This is a genomic window from Paraburkholderia franconis (genome assembly GCF_009362735.1).
Taxonomy (GTDB): Bacteria; Pseudomonadota; Gammaproteobacteria; order Burkholderiales; family Burkholderiaceae; genus Paraburkholderia; species Paraburkholderia franconis.
Genome location: NZ_WHNP01000171.1, coordinates 1 through 4,992, shown reverse-complemented (window position 1 = coordinate 4,992; position 4,992 = coordinate 1). Strand labels below are relative to the sequence as shown.

Genomic DNA, 4,992 nt, shown 5'->3' with positions numbered 1-4,992 from the left:
CGCGGCCCAGATTCGTATGCAGCACCGTGCCCGTCAGATTGAACACGGAACGCAGATGAGGCTGCGCGCGCGCGGCGAGCACATGCTGTGCATCGTCGACGAGCTTCGCTTCGAAGTTGAATGACGCGTCGAACTGAACGCCCGCAAGCAGTTCGCGCCGGAGCGTATCGGTTGTAGCGCGGATCGCATCGACGACCTGCGTGTGGCCATATTCGTCGATCAACCGCTGCGCCATCGGCGTCGACAGCACGCGCTCGACGGCGGGCACGCGCGCGAGCAGCGCGCGCAGGTCATCGCCCAACCTGTTACCCGACACTTCGCTCACGCTCGCACTCCCCGTGCATGTAGATGAGCTTCACTCGTCCGACGGCACCTCGGGCCACAGCAGCGGATTCGGACTGCTGCGCCGGTAGCCCGCTTCGTTCATCAGCAGATCGAGCGTGAGGCTCGCGAGATCGTCGGCAAGCGGCTCGAAGTCGTAGTCCTTCTCCTGATAGCCGATCTTGCGGTACGTGTGGCACTCGTCGCACGATTCGGCCTTCAGCGCTTCGCTGCCGCCGTCGATGCCGTGATACGCGACGCCCTTCGTCGAATCGCAATTCGAGCACTTGACGCGCACCACGTGCCACTCTGTCGAGCACAGCCCGCATTGCACATAGCGCAAGCCTTGAAACTGCCCGCCGACGCGCACGATGCTCGCTACCGGCTGCGCGCCGCATACGGGACATATGCCCGGCGTGTCGAGATACGGCACGTCGCGCTCGTCGATGCGGCTCGCGATATCCGTCCACACCACTTGCAGCGCCGCCATCACGAACGGCGCGGACGCCGGATCGACTTCGTTGAAGCGCAGCGCGAGGACCGCGTCGGCGAGCGCGTCGAGTTCCTGCTCGCTCTTCATGCGCAGGCCGTCGACCACTCGCGCGAGCGCGGGCGTCACGAGACCGGCCGCCTCGACGCGATCGAGCAGACGTTGCAGCACATCGCGCCATACCGGATCGCGCTCTGTCGTCGACGACGGCGCAATCGGCATCGAGTGTTGCTGCGCGAGGGCGATGGATTCGGCGGAAGGCATCGTCGCGCTCACTTGCGCGAGCGCCTGCTGCTGCGCGTCGGCGAGCGACGCCATCAGACGGATATACCCGCCGATCGGGCTCGCGCCCGCCAGCTCGCGAAGACGCGCGGCGCGCGTCGAGAACAGTGTCGCGCGCTCGGGCCGGCGGATGCGCGGAAGGGCCGAATGATCGATTGATTCTATCTGGCCGGGCTCCAGGATGCGTTGCACCAATTCAGGTTCCTGCCGTTAGGGTCTGGATGGCGTCAACAGTAGCAGATATGCGGACGCAGCGCGCGCTTGCCGGCACGCGCGCCGCCTGTCACTTGATGCTTTCGCGGAACCACTTCGGATGATGCTTGCGCGCCCAGCCGAGCGTCACCGTGCCCCGCACCATCGCGCTCACGGAGCCCTTGACCCACAGCGCCGCATAGATGTGAACGATGATCCCGCAGATCAGCACGAAGGCTGTGATCGCATGAATTACAGCCGCGACGCGCACGATCTCAACGGAAAAGTAGAACGAGAAATACGCCCGCCAGATCACGATGCCGCTCAGCAGCAACAGCACGAGGCACAGCACCATCACGAAGAACAGCAGCTTCTGCCCGGCGTTGTAGCGCCCGACTTCGGGCAACTGATCCTCGCGCGCGGCGAGCACGTCCTTGTACTGACGCAGCCATTGCCGGTCGTCGTCGTTCAGATAGTTGTGATGCCAGAAGCGCAGCGCAAGTATCAGGAACGACACGAACATCACAATGCCGATGAACGGATGCAGGATGCGCGCCCATTGCCCACCGCCGAACAGCGCGGTGAGCCAGAACATCGACGGGTGGAAGAACGCGAGACCCGACAGCGCGAGCAGGACGAACGTGATAGCCGTGATCCAGTGATTCGTGCGCTCGTTCGCCGTGTAGCGCACGATCAGATCCGGATTGTCATTCGGATGATGTTTCATTTGACGGGCTCCTCGGGCTATGTTCGCCACGCTCGCGGATGTCGCGCGCGGCGTTGCGGGCGGCTTCTTCGTCTTCGTCCGACACCTCGTTCGGCCCGACGCGCGTGTAGTGGAAGAAGCCCATCAGCGCAGTGAGCGCCATCACGGCGACGGCGAGCGGCTTCGCGATGCCCTTCCAGAGACGCACCATCGGGCTGATTTTCGGGTTTTCAGGCAACCCTTGATACAGCGAAGGCTTGTCCGCGTGATGTAGTACATACATGACATGCGTACCACCCACTCCGGCTGGGTCATACAGGCCAGCGTTCTCAAAACCACGCTCCTTGAGGTCTTCGATACGCTCAGATGCCTGTGCCTTCATATCCTCCCTCGTGCCAAACATGATGGCACCCGTCGGGCATGTCTTCACGCATGCCGGCTCCTGACCGACAGCAACACGGTCCGAACACAGTGTGCACTTGTAAGCCCGGTTATCTTTCTTTGAAATGCGGGGAACGTTAAACGGACATCCGGTCACACAGTAACCGCAGCCGATACAGTTTTCCTCGTGGAAATCGACGATGCCGTTCGTGTACTGCACAATCGCACCCGGCGACGGACACGCCTTCAGACAGCCCGGATTTTCGCAGTGCATGCAGCCGTCCTTGCGGATCAGCCATTCGAGGTCGCCTTTCGGATTCTCGTATTCGGTGAAGCGCATCACCGTCCCACGAATGCTCCGTGAGACCCTCACCAATCTCGACGAACTGCTCCGGCTGGATAATCGCATTCAACGTGGCATGTTTCGTCCAGAAGTGGAAATGTTCCGTGAGTCGATACGTCGTCGCCACATGAGGGAACTGGTCGGACCGACCGAAATTGGCCCGGTCTCCAGGGAACACGCGTGCCACAGGGTTGCTGGTCGCAACTGGATGATCCGGGTGCAGCGGGTTATAGCCCAAGGGCGTCTCAAGCGGCTCATAGTGCTCGGGGAACGGCCCCTCATTCATTGCTCCGCAGGCAAAGAAACGCGCGACGCCCTCGGGGTTCATGATGAACGGGCCCATGCCAAGACCCGGTGCTTCGTCTGCCTTGTAATCCGGGACATCCGCGCCGGCCCAATGGTCTCCCGCCCACGCGACAAGCTTGCGGGTCGGATCGAACGGCTTGCCGTCCACGTCGCACGATGCACGGTTGTAGAGCACGCGCCGGTTCGCGGGCCAAGCCCACGCCCAACCCAGCGTCTGCCCGACACCCGTCGGGTCGCTATTGTCCCGCCGCGCCATCTGGTTCCCTGCTTCGGTCCAGGCGCCGCAGTAGATCCAGCAGCCGCTCGATGTACTTCCGTCGTCCCGTAACTGGGCAAAGCTGGACAACTGCTGGCCCGCCTTCAGAATCGTCTTGCCTGGGTTCGCTGGATCCACCAGGTCCTTAAGTGCCTTTCCGTTGTACTCGCGTGCGATCTCGTCCGGCCGTGGGCTTTCAGGGTCGTCATAAGGCCAGCTCAGGTTGACAACCGGGTCCGGGTAAGTTCCGCCGACCTGGCGATACATCTGCCGCATGCGTGTAAAGATTCCACTCATGATCTCGAGATCGCTCCGGGCCTCCCCAGGAGGTTCGGCACCCTTCCAGTGCCACTGGAGCACGCGAGCGGAGCTTACGATTGCACCATTTTCCTCGGCGAAGCAGTTGGTCGGCAGCCGGCAGACCTCCGTCTGAATCTGCGAGGTATTGACGTCGTTGAACTCCCCGTAGTTCTTCCAGAACTCCGACGTTTCCGTCGCGAGCGGATCCATGACAATCAGCCACTTCAGCTTCGCCAGTCCTGCGACGACCTTGGCCTTGTTTGGCGCCGACGCAATGACGTTGAAACCTTGACAGATATAACCGTTCATCTTGCCTTCGTACATCAGCTCGACGGCTTGCAGCAAATCATATGGCTTGTCGAGCTTCGGCAGATAGTCATAGCCCCAGTTGTTCTCCTTTGTGGCGGCGTCGCCCCACCACGACTTCATCATGCTGACGAAGAACGCACGGTAGTTTTGCCAGTAACTTAACTGGTTCGAGCGCAATGGCTTGAGTGCGTGATGCTCGATGTACCGCTCGTAGTCCTGGTCTGCATCGGTCGGCAAGGTCAGATAACCCGGCAAGCTTTCGCTCAAGAGGCCGAGATCGGTCAGCCCCTGGATGTTCGAGTGGCCGCGTAGCGCATTGACGCCGCCACCTGCGACGCCGATATTCCCCAGCAGGAGCTGCACCATGGCGCCCATACGGACCATCTGCGCGCCGACGGAGTGCTGTGTCCATCCGAGCGCGTAGAGGATCGTCGCCGCGCGATTCGTCGTGCTGGTGCTCGCAAGCACTTCACAAACGTGCACAAACTTCTCGGCCGGTGTACCGCAAATCTTTGCGACCATCTCCGGCGTATACCGGGAATAGTGGGCTTTAAGAAGTTGATACACGCACCTGGGATGTGCAAGCGTCGGATCAGTCGTCACGTAGCCGTCTGGGCCGCGTTCGTAATCCCAGCTGGTCTTGTCATAACGACGCTTCTCAGCGTCATATCCAGAATAGAGTCCATCCTTAAAACTAAAATCGTCCCGGACGATAAAGCTGAAGTCCGTGTAATTACGCACGTATTCGTGCTGGAYCTTGTCGTTCGTCAGCAGATAGTTGATCACGCCGCCAAGGAACGCGATGTCSGTGCCCGTGCGGATCGGCGCATAGAAGTCCGCGACGGACGCCGTGCGCGTAAAGCGCGGATCGACGACCATCAGCTTCGCCTTGTTGTGCGCCTTCGCCTCCGTCACCCATTTGAAACCGCATGGGTGCGCCTCGGCCGCATTGCCGCCCATCACGAGAATCACGTCCGCGTTCTTGATGTCGACCCAATGGTTCGTCATCGCTCCACGGCCAAACGTCGGGGCAAGACCTGCCACCGTCGGGCCGTGTCAGACACGCGCCTGGTTATCGAACGCGAGCATCCCCATGCTGCGCACAG

The 4,992-nt window shown here is 61.2% G+C and carries 2 protein-coding genes and 3 pseudogenes; all 5 read right to left on the bottom strand.

Going from position 1 to position 4,992, the window contains the following annotated elements:
* A pseudogene (locus tag GCT13_RS46975) lies at positions 1-325 on the bottom strand (L-seryl-tRNA(Sec) selenium transferase); the annotation flags it as partial.
* Positions 326-355: 30 nt separating this feature from the next.
* Positions 356-1,288 (bottom strand): formate dehydrogenase accessory protein FdhE, encoded by a 933-nt coding sequence (fdhE, locus tag GCT13_RS46970; protein WP_152768363.1) that lies wholly within the window; start codon positions 1,286-1,288, stop codon positions 356-358.
* An 88-nt stretch (positions 1,289-1,376) separates the two neighbouring features.
* Positions 1,377-2,012 carry a formate dehydrogenase subunit gamma gene (locus GCT13_RS46965; protein ID WP_152768362.1) on the bottom strand — a complete coding sequence of 212 codons (636 nt, stop codon included), beginning with the start codon at positions 2,010-2,012 and terminating at the stop codon, positions 1,377-1,379.
* Positions 1,993-2,737: pseudogene (gene fdxH, locus GCT13_RS50755) on the bottom strand (formate dehydrogenase subunit beta); the annotation flags it as partial. The pseudogene fdxH and the gene GCT13_RS46965, both read right to left, overlap by 20 nt.
* Positions 2,729-4,992: pseudogene (gene fdnG / locus GCT13_RS49010) on the bottom strand (formate dehydrogenase-N subunit alpha); the annotation flags it as partial. The pseudogenes fdxH and fdnG, both read right to left, overlap by 9 nt.